Raw genomic sequence first — 18,164 nt, forward strand, 5'->3', positions numbered from 1 at the left:
GCCCCGCCCCCCGACGGGACGCCACCAGGACCCCCCGCCCGCCCGGACCGCCCGGGCCACAGAGAGAGACCCCATGGAAAGCCATCCCCCGTACGCCTCGGCGACCGGCAGATGCCCGATGCACGACGCCAACTTCGCCGCCGACCCCCAGGCGCTCTACGAGCAGCTGCGCGAGCAGGGCCCGGCCGGCCCGGTCGAGCTGGCGCCCGGAGTCGACGCGACGCTGGTCGTGGGGTACGAGACGGCGCTGCGCGTACTGCAGAACCCGACGAGCTTCCCCCGTGACGCCCGCCGCTGGGCGGCGCTGAACGAGGGCCGCGTCCCGATGGACAGCCCGGTCCTGCCGATGATGGCGTACCGGCCGAACGCCCTGTTCACCGACGGCGCCGTCCACCTGCGGCTGCGCAAGGCGGTCACGGACAGCCTCGCCAAGCTCAACATCACGCGCATCCGCCGTGACGTGGAGCCCATCGCCGACTACCTCATCGACCAGTTCAGCGAGCGCGGCCGCGCCGACCTCCTCGCGGAGTACGCCAAGCTGCTCCCGCTGCTGCTGTTCAACAAGCTCTTCGGCTGCCCGGCCGACATCGGCGACACCCTCACCACCGAGATGTCGGCGATGTTCGACGGCAAGGACCCGGTGCGGACCAAGGCCCGCCTCGACGCCTGCCTGATGCAGCTCATCGCGATCAAGCGCCGCGAGCCGGCCGACGACGTCATCTCCTGGCTCATCCAGCACCCGGCCGGGCTGACCGACGAGGAGCTGAAGGACCAGCTGGTGATGTTGATGGGCGCCGGCATCGAGCCGGAGCGCAACCTCATCGGCAACGCCCTGCTGGAGCTGCTCTCCGGCGGCGCGGGCGGCCGGGGCGCCGGGATGATGGTCGAGGAGGCGGTCGACCACGTCCTGTGGCACCGCACCCCGATCGCCAACTACGCCGCCCACTACCCGGCCCAGGACACGGACTTCGGCAACGGTGTCATCGCGCCCGCCGGCAGCCCCGTCCTGATCTCCTTCGCGGGCGCCAACAGCGACCCGGCCCTCGCCGAGGCCCGCCGCAGCGCGGGTCGCGGCGCGCACCTCGCCTGGGGCGCGGGCTCGCACGCCTGCCCGGCCAAGGACCCGGCGCAGGTCATCGCGGTCACCGCGGTCGAGAAGATCCTCAACGCCCTGCCGGACCTGACGCTCGGCGTCCCGGAGGAGGACCTCCAGTGGCGCCCGGGACCCTTCCACCGGGCCCTGGTCTCCCTGCCGGTCGCTTTCAGCCCCACCCCGGCCACCCGGATGGCCGCGGCCCTCCAGAACCGGGGCATCCCGCAGCAGCAGGCGGCACCCGCCACCCCGCAGCCGCAGCACACCGCCCCGGCCTCCTCGGACGGCGGCGGTCGCAGGAAGGGCTTCTGGAGCTCCTTCCTCGACATCTTCCGGGTCTGACCCGGAGCCTCCGGCCGGCGTGCCGCCCGGAGGACGAGAGAGGCGAGGACGGCCCGTCGTGCCCACGCACGGCGGGCCGTCCCGTGTCCCGCCGTCGTGCGCCTCAGCCCGTCATGCCGCGTCCGGCTCGCTCTCCCGGAGCCCGCCGGCACGGGACTCCGCACCGGCGGGGACGGCTCCGGCGACGCTCTCGGGCGCAGCCTCGACCAGGCCCGCTGTCTCGACGAGGCCCGCGGGGTCGCTGCCGGGCACCTGCTCCGGTACGAAGAAACGTTCCGTCAGGGCGAGGGCGTGGGGCTCCAGGTCCGCCACGACCCGCTCGACCTCGTCCGGGAGCCGCCGCACCTGCTCCGCCGTCAGCCGCTCCCCGGCCAGCAGCTCCCCGCTGTGCGCCGCCACCTGGCGCAGCGCGAAGAGGCGGTGCAGGTCGCGGATGCGCTCGGCCTCGTCCCCGGTGACCCGGTCGGAGCCCTCCAGCAGTGCCTCCCCGGCCAGCCGGTGCGCGTGGGCGGCGACCAGTTCCAGCGCCGGGGTGACCGCGCCGTTCCAGCGGGCCATCGGGTTGCCGCGTACGCCGCCCGTGCGCAGCCGGGTCCGGGCCCGCTCGTGCCAGATCCGCTCCACGTCCGCCATCAGGTCCTGGAGGTGCGTACCGTCGCGCAGGGACCGCTGCTCGGGCGCGGTCTCGCTGGGGGGCTTCGGGGTGAACCCGCCCATCAGCAGCTCACCGGCGGCCTTGACCCAGATGACCTGGTTGTCGCCCTCGGCGGTGATGGTGCCCTCGTTGGCGGCGAGCTGGCCCGCGATGCCCTGCGTCAGCAGCAGCCCCTTGGCGCCGCACCGCTCACGGCAGGTCGTCATGGTTTCCCGGGCGGCCCAGGTGATCCATCCCTTGGTCACCGCGACCAGCCGGTCGACCTCCTCGCGCTCGGCCTCCTCGGCCACCTCCCACTGGCGTACCACCGAGCGGTGCAGCAGCGTCGCCGCGTACGTGGTGGCGAGGGCGTCGAGCAGCGGCTCGTGGTGGCTGCGGTGGGCCATCAGCGGGACCCGGCGGCCCTTGGTCATGCCGGAGGTCAGCCGCGTGGAGCCGTGCCGTACGGCGACCGCGACCGCCTGCCGGGTGGCGCCCAGGCTGTAGCCGGACATGCAGAGCTTGCCCATCGACACCCGGCCGATGGAGCGCAGGAAGCGGATGCGGGGGCTGCCGAGGGTGCTCTCGAACTCCCCGTCGGGGCTGAGCCGCCCGTGGTCGCCCTGGAGCATCGCGCTGTGCGGCAGCCGCACGTGGTGGAAGCGGGTGGCGCAGTGGTCCACGGGCGCGCCGGAGGTGTGCGGCAGCCGCTCGACGCTGACGCCCGGCAGGTGGCCCCGCTCGTCGCTGAGCGGGGTGAGGAAGAGGAAGATGCCCAGGTCACGGCCGTCGACCAGCAGCCGGGCGGCGACCACGGCGTCTTTCGGACCGCCGGTCAGCGAGGTGTTGGGCATCCACTTGGCCGCCCCCGGGCCCGGGGTGTTGAGGACGAACTGACGAGAGGCGCGGTCGTACTCGGCGGTCGTCTCCATGTTCACCGCGTCGTTGCCGTGCTCGGCCTCGGTGCACAGGAACGTGCCGATCCGGTCCATCCGCAGCCACGGCTCCAGGTCCCGCTCCGCGTGGTCGTGGTCGAGAAGGCTGCCCAGGAAGAGGTTGTAGTGGATGGAGGCCAGCGTGGCCATCCCGGGATCGGCCGGGCCCGCCCACTCGTGGAGCGCGGTCAGCGCCGGCGCGCTCAGGACGAGCGCGCGGGGATCGGGTATCGCGGCGGCGACGGTACGCAAGCGCCGATAGGACAACTCCACCCTTTCCCGGTGTGGCAAGTCCCGGTGGCCGAACTCCTCCGTGCTGAATAGCTCCCGCCAGCGCAGGTGTTCTTCGCCGCGTGTCGCGAAGAGCAGGTCGTCGGCGGTGGAAACGGAGGCGGAGATGGAGCTGTGGCGGAGCGGAATCTCTCGTTCAGTAATCACACTTTGTAAAGTAACGGTCGCCAGGGAGTCATGGATAGGGCCCAACTGACCATGTGTCATATGTCAAGTGACCAGTTCAAGCCAATCCCTGGCGGGATGTACGCACTTTCTGCGGGGAATCACCCGCCTTGCCCGCGTACGACACGCTCCATCCCTGCCAGGGCGAAAAGCGGAAGGGGATCACGCACCGGTGGGCGCCCGCCCGTGCTCCCTGGTCTCCTCGGTGTCCGCGGCGTCCTGGGCGCCGGCCGACGCGTCCTGGGCGGCCACCTCCTCGGCAGGCTCCGGGTGGCAGGCCGGTGCGCCCGGACCCCCCGCCGCGCGGCACAACTCCGCCGTGAACTGGGCGCCGAGCAGCAGCGCGACGTTGGAGAGCCACAGCCACACCAGGAAGACGACGATCCCCGCGAGCGAGCCGTAGAGACGGCTGTACGTACTGAGCACCGAGGCGTACAGCGCCAGCCCCGCCGACGCGGTCAGCCAGAGCGTCGCGGCGAGGACGCCGCCCGGGATGCTGTGGGCGCGCCGACGGGCGGCCACCGGGCCGTTCCGGAAAACGACCACGACCAGACAGGCCACCAGGCACAGCAGCAGCGGCCAGCGCAGCACGCTCCACGCCCACGCCACCCCGGCGTCCAGCCCCAGCAGCCGCCCGATCGACTCGGCCACCGGCTCGGTCAGCATCAGCAGCAGCGAACTGACCAGCAGCAGCGCCAGCAGGGCCAGGGCCGTCGCCACGATCCGGTGCGCCTTGCCCCACGGCGAACGCCGGTCCCGTACCCCGTACATGCGGTGCAGCGCGCGCCGCGAGACCGCCAGGTAGCTGGAGGCCGACCAGAGCGCGCTCGCCCCGCCCGTCACCAGGAGCGTCCACGCCGTCGAGTCGACCCGCACCACCCGCGTCAGCACCTCGCGCAGCGAGGCCCCCGAGCCGCCCGGCGCCCACGCCGTCACCTGCCCCACGAACCGCTCCGCCGTGTCCGGACTCACCAGCCCGAAGGCGATCACCACCACCAGCAGCGCCGGCAGCACGGCGAGGATCGCGTAATAGGTCAGCGCCGCCGCGAAGTCCGAGATGTCGTCCCGCCAGAACGCCCCCGGCGTCAGCCGCAACGCCACCCACCACTCCACCGTCCGCCCCGGCTCACCCTTCACGGGCCCGTCCCCCTCGATACCCTCCACCGTCCGCGCCTCCTCGGCCACGGCCCCGCCCGCTGTCCGAGCCGGTTGCTTCATCGTTCCTCCTCGCGGCACCCGGTGCCCTACGGGTCGAGGGGTGCCTACCCCGTTCGTGCGCGACCGACCTGCGCGCGGGGGTTGCACGCTACGTGGGCGGGCGGGCCCGCCGGTACTCAGGGCCTCCGGCGGGGCTGGGCTTCGCCTATCTGCTTGGCCGCGATGTGGCTGCGCCGCGACTGGGGGTGCCTTCGCGTGTGCCCGGTCCCCGATCGGCCTCAACCGCCGGCCGGGCTGTTGCTTGCCGGGCTCCGCCCCGATCTACCGGCCTCGCCCCTGCCGGTCCCGGTGGCCTCAATCGCCGGCCGGGCTGGGATGGGGTGGTGGCTGGGCTCCGCCTCCACCTGCGCGCTTCGACCCTGCGGGTCACTGATGGCCTCAATCGCCGGCCGGGCTGTTGTTTGCCGGGCTCCGTCTCGACCGTGCCGGTCAACGATTGGCCTCAAACGCCGGCCGGGCTGTGAGGTTCGCGGTACCTCCGGTGCGTGGGTGGGGTGGGGCCGTGCCGGGGTACCTCCTCACAAACTGCATGGTGCGGGGTCAGTCGCTTTAAGACGGCCGTGTGTGCAGTTTGCTGCGGGGGCACCCCGACCCGTCCCCACCCCACGGTCTCGTACGCGGCCAACCGCCGGAGGGGAGGAGGGGCCGTCACCGATACAGGGCCTCTCCACAGTGACCACCGTCCTCGCTCTCGCTCGCCACAAAGATCAATGGGCGACGGCCTTGTCTTTTCCCCACCCACCGGCGGGGAGACGCCGACGAGACGGAAGGGCGGGGCCGTGCCGGGGTGCCCCCGCAGCAAACTGCCGTGCTCGGCCGCCTTGAAGCGACTGACCCCGCACCCTGCAGTTTGTGAGGAGGTACCCCGGTGCGGCCCCGCCCGACCCAACCGGCGAACGCACCGCGAAACCCAATAGCCCGGCCGGCGCTTGAGGCCAGTCTTTGACCGGCACGGTCGGGACGGAGCTCGGCAACCGACAGCCTGGCCGGCGATTGAGGCCATCGGTGACCCGCAGGGGCACGGGCGGGTACGCAGGGGCGGAGCCCAGCCACGCCGCATCCCCAGCCCGGCCGGCGCTTGAGGCCGATCGGGGGCCGGGCGCAGGCGAAGGCACCCCCAGTCGCGGCGCAGCCACATCCCGGCCGGCGCCCGAGGCGAATCAGCGGGCGAACTCCGCCAGCCAGGCGGGGAAGGCGGTCAGGTCCGGGAGGACGAGGTCGGCGCCGGCGGTGCGGAGTTCGTCGGGGGTGCAGCCCCCGGTGACGACGGCCACGGAGAAGGCCCCGGCGGCCCGGGCACCGCGCACGTCGCCGACGTGGTCCCCGACGTAGACGGTGGCCCCCTGTGCGCGCAGCGCACCCCCCTTGGCCTCGGCCCAGAGGCTGCCGACGACGAGGTCGGCCCGGAGACCGAGGTGGTCGAGGTGGAGCCGCGCGTGCTCCTCGTTCTTGGCGGTCACGACGAGCGAGCGCCCACCGTGGGCCCGCACGGCTTCCAGGGCCTGCGCGGCACCGGGCAGGGCGAGCGAGGGGGCTATCGCGGTGGTCGGGTAGACCTCGCGGTAGCGCGCGGCGGCGGCGGGGACCTGCTCGGCCGGGAACCAGCAGGCCAGCTCGGTTTCGAGGGGCGGCCCGAGCCGGGAGACGACCAGGTCGACGTCGATAAGGACGCCGGTCTCGGCGGCGAGTACACGGTACGCGGCGCCGATGCCCGGCCGTGAGTCGATCAGCGTCATGTCGAGGTCGAACCCGACGACGGGCCCCGCCCCGCCCGGAACCGGACGTGCGGCCGGTACGGCGGGGTCGGAGGGAGCGGGCGCGGCGGCGGAGGTGAGGTGCTCGGGCATCCCTCCATTGTGCAGCCCCGGCGGCCGTACACTTAGCCAAGCCTAAGTCCCGGCGCAGAACGGGCAATTGGGGCGGTGTGCCGTGATGTCCGCTCCCGGCCGGCGCCCCGCAGACCGCCCGGAAAGGACCCGATGCCCCCCGCCCCACCCGCCGCCCCGTCGCCGGCGAAGGCCCCGCCCACCGCGCCCCGGCCCCGCCGGGACGGCGCCGTACGCCGGGCGGCCTGGACGGTGGCGGCCCTGGTGGCGCTGCTGGTCGCGGTCGTCCTCAGCCTGGCCGTCGGCGCCCGTACGGTGGCGCCCGGAACGGTCGTGGAGGCCCTGTTCCAGGGGGCCACGGGCCCGGACGCCGAGGTGGTCCGGGAGATGCGGCTGCCGCGCACGCTGATCGGCGTGATGGTCGGCGCCGCGCTCGCCGTCGCCGGGACCGCCCTGCAGGGCATCACCCGTAATCCGATCGCGGACCCGGGCATCCTCGGCATCAGCCAGGGCGCCTCGGTCGGGGTGGTCCTCGCCATCGCCTTCGCGGGGGTGCACACCCTGGCGGGGTACGTGTGGTTCGCCTTCGTGGGGGCGGGGCTCGCGGCGGTCGCCGTGTACGCGGTCGCGGCGGGCGGCCGGGGCGGCGCGACCCCGGTCAAGCTGGCGCTGAGCGGCGCCGCGATCAACGCCCTGCTGGTCTCGGTCACCACCGCCGTGCTGACCACCAGTTCCAGTGCCCTGGACGAGTTCCGCTTCTGGAACGTGGGGGCGCTCCAGGGCCGGGGCGCCGACGTGGCCGTCCAGGTCTGGCCGTTTCTGCTGGTGGGGCTGGCGCTGGTCGCCTCGTCGGCCCGGGGGCTGGACGCGCTGGCGCTGGGGGAGGACGTGGCGAAGGGGCTGGGGCAGCGGGTGGCGGCCGTACGGATCACCGCGGGCGCCGGAGCCGCCGTGCTGACCGGGGTCGGGGTGGCCGCTGCCGGGCCGGTCGCCTTCGTCGGCCTCGCGGTCCCGCACCTCGTCCGCCACCTGGTCGGCGGCGACCACCGCTGGGTCCTCCCGCTGGCCGCCCTGACCGGCCCCGTGATGCTCCTCGCCTCCGACACCGTCGGCCGCGTCCTCTTCCCGCCGGGCGAGGTCCCCGCCGGGGTCATGACGGCGCTGATCGGCGTGCCCTTCCTGGTGGCGCTGGTCCGGAGCAGGGCGGTGACCGCGTGAGCGGCGGCAGCGTGGTGCTGAAGGCGGGGCCGGAACCCGCCCGCGTACGACCCGCCGGGTACGTCCCCGTACGCGTCGGGCCCGCCAGCCTCCTCGTCCCCGTGCGGGCCGTGGCGACCGGCGCCGTCCTGGCGGGCGTGCTGGCCGTGGTGTGCGTGGCGTACCTGAGTGTGGGCGAGAGCTTCGTCGCGCCCGGGTCGGTGGTCGACGTGCTGCTCGGGCGTCCCTCGCCGGACACGCTGGTCGTGGGGGAGCTGCGGCTGCCCCGGATGGTGGCGGGGCTGTACGTCGGGGCGGCGTTCGGGATCGCGGGCGCGCTGATCCAGACCGTCGCCCGGAACCCGCTGGCCAGCCCCGACCTGATCGGGGTGAGCCAGGGCGCGAGCGCCGCCACGGTCGCCGCGCTGACCTTCGGCGTCACCTCGTACACCGTGCTGCCCTGGATCTCGGTGGGCGGCGGGCTCCTCGCGGCGCTGCTCGTCCACCTCTTCGCCTGGCGGGGCGGGCTCCAGGCCACCCGGTTCGTGCTGGTCGGGGTCGGGTTCGCGGTGGCCCTGCGGGCGCTGACCACGCTCTTCCTGACCAAGGGCGACCAGACCGTGGCCCAGCAGGCCCAGGTGTGGATGAGCGGTTCCCTCAACGGCCGCGCCTGGCCGGAAGCCGCCCTCGTCGGCTGGACCCTGCTCGCCGCCCTGCCCGCCCTGGTCTGGGCCGCCCGCGCCCAGCGCACCGTCACCCTGGACGAAGCCACCGCGACCTCCCTCGGCGCCCGCCTGGGGCGCGCCCGTCTCGGCCTCGTCCTCGTCGGGGTGGTCCTCGCCTCGGTCGCCACCGGCGCGGCCGGGCCCGTCGACTTCGTCGCGCTGCTCGCCCCGCAGATCGCCCGGCGGCTGACCCGTACCGCGCAGATCCCGCTGGTCTGCTCCGCGCTGGCGGGCGCGGTGACCGTGGTCGCCGCCGACCTGCTGGCCCGTCGCCTCTTCGCGCCGACCGAACTGCCGGTGGGGGTGCTCACCGCGGCGGTCGGCGCCCCGTACCTGATCTGGCTGCTCGTCACCCGACACGGCCCCCGCGCCACCGGAGGCACCTCATGACCCGCCCCGCCGCCCGCCTCACCGCCCGGGACCTCACCCTCGCCTACGAGGACCGCACCGTCGTCCCCGGCCTCGACCTGGACATTCCCGACGGCCGGGTCACCGTCATCATCGGGCCCAACGCCTGCGGCAAGTCCACCACCCTGCGGGCGCTCGGCCGGCTGCTGCGCCCCGTCGGCGGCGCCGTCCTGCTCGACGGCGCGGAACTGGCCCGGCTGCCCACCCGCCAGATCGCCCGGCAGATCGGGTTGCTGCCGCAGACCCCGGTGGCACCGGAGGCGATCACCGTGGCCGACCTGGTGGCGCGCGGCCGCCAGCCGCACCAGCGGTGGTGGCAGCAGTGGTCCGAGGAGGACGAGCGGGCGGTCACGGAGGCGATGGCCCGCACCGCCACCACCGACCTCGCCGACCGTCCCGTGGACGCCCTCTCCGGTGGCCAGCGGCAGCGCGTCTGGATCGCCATGGCCCTCGCCCAGGAGACCGGCCTGCTCCTGCTCGACGAGCCCACCACCTATCTCGACCTCGCCCACCAGGTCGAGGTCCTCGACCTGGTCCGCCGCCTCAACCGCGAGCAGGGCCGCACCGTCGTCCTCGTCCTGCACGACCTCAACCAGGCCGCCCGTTACGCCGATCACCTCATCGCCTTCCGGGAGGGCCGCGTCGTCGCCGAGGGCGCCCCCGCCGAGGTCGTCACCGCCGGCCTGGTCCGGGAGATCTTCGGCCTGGAGTGCGTCGTCGTCCCGGACCCCGTCACCGGCTCCCCGCTCGTCGTCCCGGGCGCGCCCTGGGACGCCCGGCCGGCGCCGGAACCCGCTGTCCCCACCCGAGAAGAAAGCAGGGCCAGGCCATGACCCGACGTACCGCCCGTCCGCTCCTCGCCGCCACCGGCGCCCTCGCGCTCGCCGTCACCCTCACCGCCTGCGGCTCCGGTGAGGAGACCGCCGCCGACGCGGGCAAGGACGCGGGAGCCACCCGTACCGTCAAGACCGCGATGGGCGAGGTGGAGGTCCCCGAGGCGCCGAAGCGGGTCGTCGTCCTGGACACCGCCGAACTGGACTCCGCGCTCACCCTCGGCGTGAAGCCGGTCGGCGCCGTACGCTCCGACGCCGCCGGCGGGTTCGCGAGCTACCTGCCGGAGAAGGAACTGGCCGGGATCGAGAACGTCGGCGTCATCGCCCAGCCCAACCTGGAGGCGATCGCGGCGCTCAAGCCCGACCTGATCCTCACCTCCAAGGTCCGCGACGAGGCCCGTTACGCCCAGCTGAGCAAGATCGCCGCCACTGTGATGACGGAGAACACCGGCTACCCCTGGAAGGAGAACTTCCAGGTGCACGCCGAGGCACTCGGCAAGCAGAAGGAGGCCGACCGCGCCACCGCCGCCTACGAGAAGCGGACCGCCGAGGTCACCGAGGCGGTCGGCGGCCCGGCCGAGGCCGAGAAGACCGAGGTCAACGTGGTCCGCTTCGTCGAGGGCGCCGACATCCGCATCTACGGCAGGAAGAACTACATCGGCACCCTCCTCGCCGACGTCGGCCTCGGCCGCCCCGCCATCACCGACAAGGCCACCGACGGCTTCTCGTACGACGTCAGCCCCGAGAAGATCGACCTGGCCGACGCCGACGTGGTCTTCACCGCCACCTACGGCGACCCGGAGAAGGCCAAGGAGACGCAGACCACCAGGTCCGCCCTCTGGCGCTCCCTGGACGCCGTCAAGTCCGGCGCCGTCCACAAGGTCGAGGACGAGCTGTGGATCCAGGGCATCGGCTACACCGCCGCCCAGCAGATCCTGGACGAGCTGGAAGAGGCCCTGACCTCCGCCTCCTGACCTCCACCTCCGAGCCGCTTCCGGCAGCCACCGCCAGCCCCCTCGCAGCATGCTCCGAACCCGTCCGCCATGACCCGTTCGGACCATGTATTTCCCACAACTCGCCTATGACAAGCGTTACTTACCGGCACCACCCGGCCACGGGCAGTGTGGAACCCGTCATCGACGCACAGCACAGCACGGCACGGCACGGGAACGCAGACGGCGAGGGGGACCGGTGAATCCGGAGTACGCGCTCTACAGCGGTACCGACCGCTGGTTCTACGACACCCCGCGCCGGGCCGGCCGTGCAGCCGAGGGCAGCGGCAACGCCAACGGCAGCGACGGTCACCGTTACGCCCTCGCCCGGCGCCCCGTTCCCGAGGGCTGGGAGAGCGCCGAGCGCGGTGACTGGTTCTCGCTCGCCCCCGCCGGGCGCCAACTCCCGCCCCAGGGCTGGAAGATCCACGTCTCCGCGACGCCGGACAACGCCGAAGAGGTCCTGGAGACGGTCGCCGGGATCTGCCAGGAGCGCGCCACCGCCTTCAAGTTCCTCGCCGGGCCCGCCCTGCTGCTCCACCGCAACACCAAGTACGCCGACCGCGCCGGCAGCGGCAAGTTCGTCACCGTCTACCCGGCCACCACCGCCGCCTGCGGCGAACTCGCCGCCGAACTCGCCGACGCCCTCAAGGGCAGCGCGGGACCGGTCGTCCTCAGCGACCTGCGCTGGGGCGAGGGCCCGGTCCACGTCCGCTACGGCGCCTTCGCGCCCCGCTTCACCCGCGCCGCCGACGGCTCCCTGGTCCCGGCGGTGGCCGACCCGGCCGGCCGCCTCGTCCCGGACACCCGCGGCCCCGCCTTCCGCCTCCCCGACTGGGTGGAACTCCCCGACTTCCTGCGCCCGCACGCCGAGGCCGCGCCGCCCAGGGCACGACCGATCTCCCGTACACCGTCGAACGCGCCCTGCACTTCTCCAACGGGGGCGGGGTGTACGCCGGTTCGCACCGGGAGACCGGTGAGGCCGTGGTGCTCAAGGAGGGCCGGCCGCACGCCGGGCTCGCCGCCGACGGGGCCGACGCGGTCACCCGCCTGGAGCGGGAGTACGCGGCCCTGCGCGCCCTCGAAGGGCTGGCGTGCGTCCCCCGCGTGCACGGACTGCACACCGTGGGCGAACACCGCTTCCTGGCCATGGAGTTCATCCCGGGCACCCCGCTCAACACCGTCTTCGCCCGCCGCTTCCCGCTCTCCGCCGCCGAGCCGGCCGCCGAAGCCCTCGCCGAGCACACCGCCTGGGCCCTGCGCACCCACCAGCTCGTCACGGAGGCCGTCGAGGCGCTCCACGCCCGGGGCATCGCCTTCGGCGACCTGCACATGAACAACATCATGGTGGCGCCGGACCAGCTCTCCGTCACCCTGCTGGACTTCGAGGCCGCCACCCCGGCCGCCGAGCGCCGCCCGCAGATCGTCGCCAACCCCGCCTTCGTCGCCCCGCCCCACCTGCGCGGCACCGAGGTCGACCGGTACGCCCTGGCCTGCCTCCGCCTCGCCCTCTTCGTCCCGCTCACCACCCTGCTGCCCCTCGACCGCGACAAGGCGGCCCACCTCGCCGGCCTCGCCGCCGACCGGTACGGCATCGACCGCGCCCTCTTCGACGAGGCGGTCACCGAACTCGCCGGCCCGGCACGGCCGGAGGCCGGGACGTCACGCGGCCGGCCATCGGTGTCCGCCACCGACTGGCCCGCCGCCCGCGACTCGATGGTGGCCGCCCTGCTCGCCTCCGCCACCCCCGACCGCGACGACCGCTACTTCCCGGGCGACATCGCCCAGTTCGCCACCCCGGCCGGCGGACAGTCGTACGGCTACGGCGCCGCCGGCGTCCTGCACGCCCTCCACACCGTCGGCGCCCGCTGCGAGGAGGCCGAGGAATGGCTGATCCGCACCACCCGCCGCCCCGCCTCCGGCACCCCGACCGGCTTCTACGACGGCCTCACCGGCATCGCCTGGACCCTGGACCGCCTCGGCCACCGCGAGGAGGCCCTGCGCCTCGCCCACCTCGTCGCCGCCGAACCCCTCGACGCACTCGGCCCCGGCCTGCACTCCGGCGCCCCCGGCGTCGCCCTGGCCCTGCGCGACCTGGCCGACGCCACCGACAACCCCGCCCTCGGCCAGGCCGCCGACCGCGCCGAGGCCGCCGCACTCCGCCCCGCCGCCCCCGGCGGCAAGGCCGGACTGCTGCACGGCCCGGCCGGCACCGCCCTGCTCTGCCTGCGCCGCCACGCCCGTACCGGCGAACCCGCCCTGCTCGACACCGCCGCCACCGCGCTGCGCGAGGAACTGGGCCGCTGCGTGCCGGGGCCGGACGGCTCGCTCGTCGTCTCCGAGGCCCGGCGGACCATGCCGTACCTCGGCTCCGGGAGCGCGGGCATCGCGATGGTCCTCGACGACTACCTGGCCCACCGCCCCGACCCCGCCTTCGAGGAGGCCCGGACCGCCCTCCTGCGGGCCACCGGCTCCGCCTTCTACATCCAGCCGGGCCTCTTCCGGGGCGTCGCCGGACTCCTCCTCCACCTGGCCCGCACCACCACCCCCGGCGACCGGGCCGCCCGCACCGCCCTCCTGACCCGCCAGACCGCCCTGCTGGACTGGCACGCGCTCACCTACCAAGGGCACCTCGCCCACCCCGGCGAACAGCTGACCCGCCTGTCGATGGACCTCTCCACCGGCACGGCCGGCGTCCTGCTCGCCCTGGCAGCGACCCACGGCGAACCCGCCGCGCACCTGCCCTTCCTCCCGCCGCTCCGGCGGCCCACAGACCGGCCCTGAACCCAGGGCCGCGCACCACCCAGCACCACCAGCACCACTCGTTTTCCCAGGTGGCGGTCGTCCGACCGCTCGACACGAAGGAGTACGTCATGGCGCTTCTCGACCTCCAGGCGATGGACACCCCGCAGGAGGAGGCGGTGGGCGACCTCGCCACCGGCAGCCAGATCTCCCTGCTCATCTGCGAGTACAGCTCGCTGAGCGTCACCCTCTGCACCCCGTGACGCAGGGCTGAACCCGGCTGTCCGCCGCGCGCCCGGCCCCCTGCGGGCCAGGCGCGTGCGACAACCCTTGGTCCCGGGCGCCCCAGCGCCCGGGACCTCCCGCGTTCCGCGCCCGCCCGGACAGCCCCCGCCCGCTCGCCCGCCCGAACGGAGCAGCCATGACCGCCGCCCCCGCCGACGCCGCCCGGGCCCGCGCCACCCCCGCCCCGCCGCCCGCCGAGGGGCGCCTGCTGCGGGAGGCGGTACGCCGGGGCAGGGGACCCGCGGCCCTCGTCCTCGCGGCCACCGCGCTCGGCGCCGCCGCCGCCGTCACCCTGCCCCTCGCCCTCGGCCGCGCCGTCGACCTGCTCATCGCCCGCGCCGACGCCGGGTCCTGGGTCCTGCTGTGCACCGCGCTGATCGCCACCGAGGTGGCCACGGACGCCCTCGTCGCCCGCACCGGCGGCCGGACCGGCGCCGCCACCACGGCCTGGCTGCGCCGCCGCGCGCTCGCCGGCTTTCTCGCCGCGCCCCCCGCCGCGACCACCGGCACCGGCCTGCCCACCCGCCTCACCGCCAACGCCCTCGACGCCGGAACCGCCCCCGTGGCCGCCGCCACCGCTGCCGCCGCCGGCCTCGCCCCTCTCGGCGGCCTGGCCGGGCTCTTCCTCGTCGACCCCTGGGCCGGCGCCGCCTTCGTCTGCGGCGTCCCGCTCCTCCTCCTCATCCTGCGCGCCCTGCTCCGCGACGGCCGCGCCGCCCTCACCACGTACCAGGAGGAACAGGGCCGCATGGCCCGCCTGCTGACCGGCGCCCTGTCCGGCGCCGCCACCATCGCCGCCGCCGGAACCGTCCGCGCCGAGGAACGCCGCGTCCTCGCCCCGCTGGCCGGGATGCGCGCGGCCGGCGAACGCACCTGGCGCGTGCAGGGCCGCGCCGCCGGCCTCTCCGGCGCGCTGATGCCGCTCCTGGTCGCCGCCGTCCTCGCCGTCGGCGGCGTACGCCTCGTCGCCGGCCACCTCACCCCCGGCGACCTCCTCGCCCTCTCCCGCTACGCCGTCCTCGCCGCCGGAGCCGGAGCCCTGGCCGGCGCCCTCAACGGCTGGGTACGCGCCAAGGCCGGCACCGCCCGCGTCGAGACCGTCACCGCCCTGCCGCCCACCCCCCACGGGACGCGCGACCTGCCCCCGCACGGCGACGGCACCCTCGCCCTGCACGGCGTCCACGTCACCCGCGACGGCGTCCCGCTCCTCGACTCCGTCACCCTCACCCTCCCCGGCGGCACCACCACCGCCCTCGTCGGCCCGTCCGGCTCCGGCAAGTCCCTGCTGGCGGCGGTGGCCGGCCGCCTCACCGACCCCGACCAGGGCACCGTCCTCCTCGACGGAACCGACCTCCGCACCCTCTCCGCCGACACCCTGCGCCACGCCGTCGCGTACGCCTTCGAACGCCCGGCCCTCTTCGGCGCCACCATCGCCCACGCCGTCGCCTGCGGCCCCCTGCCCGAGCCCGAACTCCGCCGAGCCCTGCGCCGCGCCGCCGCCGACACCTTCACGGACCGCCTCCCGCACGGCCCCCGCACCCCCCTCCCCGAAGCCCCCCTCTCCGGCGGTGAACTCCAACGCCTCGGCCTGGCACGGGCGTTCACCCGCCCCACCCGCCTCCTGATCCTGGACGACGCCACCTCCAGCCTCGACACCGTCACCGCCCACCTCGTCGCCCGCGCCCTTACCGACACCCCCGGCACCCGCCTCACCATCACCCACCGCCTCACCACCGCCGCCCAGTCCGACCAGGTCGTGTGGCTCGACGGGGGCCGGATACGGGGGACGGGGCCGCACTCCGTTCTGTGGCGGGACCCGGCATACCGCGCGGTCTTCGGGGCGGGGGCTGGGGCTGGGGGCCATGCTGGCGCTGGGGCGGACACCGTCACTGACACGGGGGCCCGAACCCGTAGCGACGTACGTACCGACGTGACTGGCGATGTACGTACCGAGCTGCCCACCGACATGCGTACCGACCTCCATACCGGCATCCGCACCGACCCCCGGGTCGACACCGGCACCGGGGCCGCCGAGTGACCCGCCCCCGCCACACCGACGGCGCCCCCAGCCCTCTGCTGCGCCCCGCCCTCACCTTCGCCCGCCGGCGCAAGGGCCCGCTGGGGGCGCTGGGGGCCTGGTCGCTCCTCGAATCGGCCCGTACCTTCCTCACCGGCTACGCCGTCGCCCGCGCCCTGGACGACGGCTTCCTCGCCGGAGACGTCCGTACGGGCCTTCTCTGGCTGCTCGCCCTCGGCGCCGCAGCCCTCGCCGGGGGCTTCGCCGACGCCGGGGTCTTCCGCGCGCTCGGCGGGGTGATCGAGCCCCTGCGCGACTCCCTGGTCCGCCGCGTCGTCCGCGCCACCCTCATCCGGGCGGTCGCCTCACCCACCCCGGCCGATACGGCACGCGTCTCCCGCCTCACCGCTCAGACGGAGATCGCCCGCGACGCCGCCGGCGGCGTCCTGCTGACGGTACGTTCCTTCCTCTTCACCTCGGCCGGCGCCTTCACCGGCCTGGCAGCGCTCTCCCCGAGGCTCCTCCCGCTCGTCCTGATCCCCCTCGCCGCCGGCCTCGCCCTGTTCGCCGCCACCCTCCGCCCCATGGCCGCCCGCCAACGCGACCTCCTCGACGCCGACGAACACCTCGCCGCCTTCGCCGGCCGCACCGACCACGCCGCCCGCGACATCGCCGCCACCGGCGCGGCCCCCCTCGTCACCGCCGAAGCAGCCCCCCTCATCACCGCCGAGGCCACCGCCGCCTCCGCCCTGGCCCGATGGTCAGCCGTACGCGTCACCGCCCTCGGCCTCGCCGCCCACCTCCCCGTGGCCACCCTCCTCCTCGCCGCCCCCACCCTCCTCTCCACCGGCCTCACCCCCGGCGAACTCCTCGCCGCCCTCACCTACGTCACCACCGCCCTCCTCCCCGCCGTCAACGCCCTGCTGACGGCCCTGGGGGCAGCGGGGTCGCGGCTGGTGGTGGTACTGCACCGGCTGCTGGGGGAGGAAGCGGACGCGGCGGACGTACGGGAGGAGCAGGCGCACGCGCTGAGGGCGGACGACGGACCACGGGCACCAGGGGCCTGCTCGCAGGGGAAGGCGGACGACGAGGTCCCCGCCATCCCCGCACCCTCACTTCCCCCCGAGCCCGTACACGGGCCTGAGCCATTCCGCGCGGAACCCTCACCCCCTGGACCCCGCCCCACCCGTGGGCCTCGCCCCACCCGCCCGGCACTCCCCGCCGTCACCCTGCGCGGCGTGACCTTCGCCTACGGCCCCGACGCCGCCCCCGTCCTCGACCACCTCGACCTCACCGTCGAACCCGGCGAACACCTCCTGGTCGTAGGCCCGAGCGGCGCGGGCAAGTCCACCTTGCTGGCCCTCCTCGCCGGCACCGCCCACCCCCGCCACGGCCAGATCCACCTCGCGGGCCACACCGCCCGCCACGCCCGCACCCTCGGCACGGCCGCCCGCGTCCTCGTCCCCCAGGAGCCCTACATCTTCGAGGCCCCTCTCCACGACAACCTCACCTACCTCACCCCGGACGCCCCGGCCCCTCGCATCACGGAAGCCATCGACACCTTCACCCTGGCCCCCCTCGCCGCTGACCCCGCCCGCCCTCTCCGCCCGGACCACCTCACCCCGTCCGAACGCCGCCGCATCGCTTTGGCACGGGCTTGGCTGACACCTACGCCCCTGCTCCTCCTGGACGAGCCCACGGCCCACCTGGACGCAGGGGCACGGGCTGCGACCGAGCTGGCCTTCGCTTCCCACCCGGCCACGGTCATCACAGTGAGCCACCACTTTCCGGCGCCTGAACCTGGGCAACGCGTCCTGCTCTTGGACGGGGCGACCCCATACCTGGGGACCCACGCCTCGCTCCTTCGTGAGTCGGCCTTGTACGGGGAACTGGCGGCGGGGCTGGGGGAGCCTTCGGCGATGGGGAGCCGGGGCACCGCGTCGACCTAGGCGTGGGCGGGGAGCGGCGGCTGCCGGGAGGGAACCAACCCCGCACGCGCGGGGAGCAGATCGTCACGGTCCTGAACGCCACCCTCGACGAGGGACCAACCCCGCACGCGCGGGGAGCAGACTGTGCTCGCGGTCGAGGTGGCGAGCCCGAAGGGACCAACCCCGCACGCGCGGGGAGCAGCAGCGCGGCGGCCTCATCCACAACCCCTCGGCGGGACCAACCCCGCACGCGCGGGGAGCAGTGGGTTGTGATCATCGTGCGGCGGTGCCAACTGGGACCAACCCCGCACGCGCGGGGAGCAGTCTCGCTGACCTGGGGTTTCACTCAGCCCAGTCACTCTCTAGCGCAAGCTTCAAAGATTCCGGCAATGCGGGTGAATGCCTCATACCCCCTACATGGTGTCCACCCAGCACCCGCCCCCCATTGAACCCGACAGATCTCCCGCGAACCCCTCCCTTCCAGCCACTCACACCCCGACCCCACTCCTCAGCCTCACCCGACCCAACCCCCC

General features: G+C 74.7%; 11 protein-coding genes, 1 pseudogene and 1 CRISPR repeat array. Of the genes and pseudogenes, 9 read left to right on the forward strand and 3 right to left on the reverse strand.

Features of this window, described 5'->3' with window-relative positions:
- Positions 1–118: 118 nt before the first annotated feature.
- Complete coding sequence (locus tag IF45_RS0128140) at positions 119–1,435, forward strand: cytochrome P450 family protein (RefSeq protein WP_018471168.1); 1,317 nt, start codon at positions 119–121, stop codon at positions 1,433–1,435.
- A 111-nt stretch (positions 1,436–1,546) separates the two neighbouring features.
- Here IF45_RS0128140 and IF45_RS0128145 read toward each other — a convergent pair whose 3' ends face one another.
- The 3 genes from IF45_RS0128145 to IF45_RS0128155 all read right to left on the reverse strand — a co-directional run bounded on the left by IF45_RS0128145 (position 1,547) and on the right by IF45_RS0128155 (position 6,525).
- Complete coding sequence (locus IF45_RS0128145; protein WP_277989197.1) at positions 1,547–3,502, reverse strand: acyl-CoA dehydrogenase family protein; 1,956 nt, start codon at positions 3,500–3,502, stop codon at positions 1,547–1,549.
- Positions 3,503–3,622: 120 nt separating this feature from the next.
- A complete protein-coding gene (locus tag IF45_RS0128150; protein ID WP_037638698.1) occupies positions 3,623–4,678 on the reverse strand; it encodes a YihY/virulence factor BrkB family protein in 1,056 nt (351 codons plus the stop codon).
- Positions 4,679–5,838: 1,160 nt separating this feature from the next.
- Positions 5,839–6,525, reverse strand: a complete 687-nt coding sequence (locus tag IF45_RS0128155) for an HAD family hydrolase (RefSeq protein ID WP_030310300.1) — start codon at positions 6,523–6,525, stop codon at positions 5,839–5,841.
- Positions 6,526–6,657: 132 nt separating this feature from the next.
- Between IF45_RS0128155 and IF45_RS0128160 the strand changes: the two genes are divergently transcribed.
- From IF45_RS0128160 to IF45_RS0128195, 8 genes and pseudogenes are all read left to right on the forward strand, one after another.
- Entirely contained in the window at positions 6,658–7,722 is a 1,065-nt protein-coding gene (locus tag IF45_RS0128160) for a FecCD family ABC transporter permease (protein ID WP_018469934.1), read from the forward strand.
- Positions 7,719–8,816, forward strand: a complete 1,098-nt coding sequence (locus IF45_RS0128165; RefSeq protein ID WP_051720753.1) for a FecCD family ABC transporter permease — start codon at positions 7,719–7,721, stop codon at positions 8,814–8,816. Before IF45_RS0128160 ends, IF45_RS0128165 begins: the two co-directional genes overlap by 4 nt.
- Entirely contained in the window at positions 8,813–9,667 is an 855-nt protein-coding gene (locus IF45_RS0128170) for an ABC transporter ATP-binding protein (RefSeq protein WP_030310307.1), read from the forward strand. The genes IF45_RS0128165 and IF45_RS0128170 overlap by 4 nt, the downstream gene beginning before the upstream one ends.
- Positions 9,664–10,641, forward strand: coding sequence for an ABC transporter substrate-binding protein (locus IF45_RS0128175; protein WP_030310308.1), 978 nt, complete (start codon positions 9,664–9,666; stop codon positions 10,639–10,641). Before IF45_RS0128170 ends, IF45_RS0128175 begins: the two co-directional genes overlap by 4 nt.
- Before the next feature lie 217 nt (positions 10,642–10,858).
- Positions 10,859–13,443: pseudogene (lanKC, locus tag IF45_RS31680) on the forward strand (class III lanthionine synthetase LanKC).
- 89 nt (positions 13,444–13,532) lie between these two features.
- Complete coding sequence (locus IF45_RS0128185; RefSeq protein WP_008415578.1) at positions 13,533–13,664, forward strand: SapB/AmfS family lanthipeptide; 132 nt, start codon at positions 13,533–13,535, stop codon at positions 13,662–13,664.
- 158 nt (positions 13,665–13,822) lie between these two features.
- A complete protein-coding gene (locus IF45_RS0128190) occupies positions 13,823–15,724 on the forward strand; it encodes an ATP-binding cassette domain-containing protein (RefSeq protein ID WP_030310311.1) in 1,902 nt (633 codons plus the stop codon).
- Positions 15,721–17,652 carry an ATP-binding cassette domain-containing protein gene (locus tag IF45_RS0128195; RefSeq protein ID WP_030310312.1) on the forward strand — a complete coding sequence of 644 codons (1,932 nt, stop codon included), beginning with the start codon at positions 15,721–15,723 and terminating at the stop codon, positions 17,650–17,652. Before IF45_RS0128190 ends, IF45_RS0128195 begins: the two co-directional genes overlap by 4 nt.
- 30 nt (positions 17,653–17,682) lie before the next feature.
- A CRISPR array of direct repeats spans positions 17,683–17,955; the repeat unit is 29 nt; unit sequence GGGACCAACCCCGCACGCGCGGGGAGCAG.
- Positions 17,956–18,164 lie beyond the last annotated feature (209 nt).

The sequence above is a fragment of the Streptomyces albidoflavus genome (genome assembly GCF_000719955.1).
Taxonomy (GTDB): domain Bacteria; phylum Actinomycetota; class Actinomycetes; order Streptomycetales; family Streptomycetaceae; genus Streptomyces; species Streptomyces albidoflavus.

Bases quoted from the DNA above. Each gene is read 5' to 3' on its own strand.
- IF45_RS0128140 (WP_018471168.1), top strand. From the start codon at position 119: ATGCACGACGCCAACTTCGCCGCCGACCCCCAGGCGCTCTACGAGCAG.
- IF45_RS0128145 (WP_277989197.1), bottom strand. From the start codon at position 3,502: ATGACACATGGTCAGTTGGGCCCTATCCATGACTCCCTGGCGACCGTT.
- IF45_RS0128150 (WP_037638698.1), bottom strand. From the start codon at position 4,678: ATGAAGCAACCGGCTCGGACAGCGGGCGGGGCCGTGGCCGAGGAGGCG.
- IF45_RS0128155 (WP_030310300.1), bottom strand. From the start codon at position 6,525: ATGCCCGAGCACCTCACCTCCGCCGCCGCGCCCGCTCCCTCCGACCCC.
- IF45_RS0128160 (WP_018469934.1), top strand. From the start codon at position 6,658: ATGCCCCCCGCCCCACCCGCCGCCCCGTCGCCGGCGAAGGCCCCGCCC.
- IF45_RS0128170 (WP_030310307.1), top strand. From the start codon at position 8,813: ATGACCCGCCCCGCCGCCCGCCTCACCGCCCGGGACCTCACCCTCGCC.
- IF45_RS0128175 (WP_030310308.1), top strand. From the start codon at position 9,664: ATGACCCGACGTACCGCCCGTCCGCTCCTCGCCGCCACCGGCGCCCTC.
- IF45_RS0128185 (WP_008415578.1), top strand. From the start codon at position 13,533: ATGGCGCTTCTCGACCTCCAGGCGATGGACACCCCGCAGGAGGAGGCG.
- IF45_RS0128190 (WP_030310311.1), top strand. From the start codon at position 13,823: ATGACCGCCGCCCCCGCCGACGCCGCCCGGGCCCGCGCCACCCCCGCC.